We start from the raw sequence: 572 nt of genomic DNA on the forward strand, positions 1-572 counted from the left end.
GTCGGTTCTTTTTCTGTACGGATGATAAGCATGTGGATGATTTATTGTCAGAGGGAAGTGTAAACCATCAGGTGAAAATGGCGATTCAAGCCGGACTTGATCCGTTTTTAGCCTATCAATTAGGAAGCCTCAATGCGGCCGAGTGCTACGGATTAGATACAAAGGGAGCGATTGCCCCGGGTTTTGACGCTGATTTGCTCTTTGTATCTGATCTGGAAAATGTCACTGTCACAATGACGATGGTAAAAGGGCAGACTGTTGCTGAAGACAGCAAAGCGGTCTATCAGGATCATGCTTCAACTGCAGCACCAGATCAGGCACTGCTTGATTCTGTTAAGCTTGCTGCTCCTCTTAACAAACAGGATTTTCATATGCCAATCGATTCAGAGCAGCAAATCAATGTCATTCAAATCATACCAAATCAGCTTGAAACAAGATTAGTACAAGTTCCGGCTCCTGATGCCCGCGAATTTGAGCCTGACACTGAGTTTGATTTGTTAAAGATTGCAGTTGTCGAGCGGCATAAAGGATTGAAAGAAACCGGACTTGGTGTTGTGAAAGGTTTTGGATTC

General features: G+C 44.1%; 1 protein-coding gene. It reads left to right on the top strand.

All coding sequences use genetic code 11. The annotated features are described in order from the left end of the window. The coding region (locus ACWHAR_RS30310) for an amidohydrolase family protein (protein WP_452088836.1) at positions 1 to 572 on the top strand (572 nt) is incomplete at both ends.

Source organism: Bacillus sp. LR--39 (assembly GCF_053613335.1).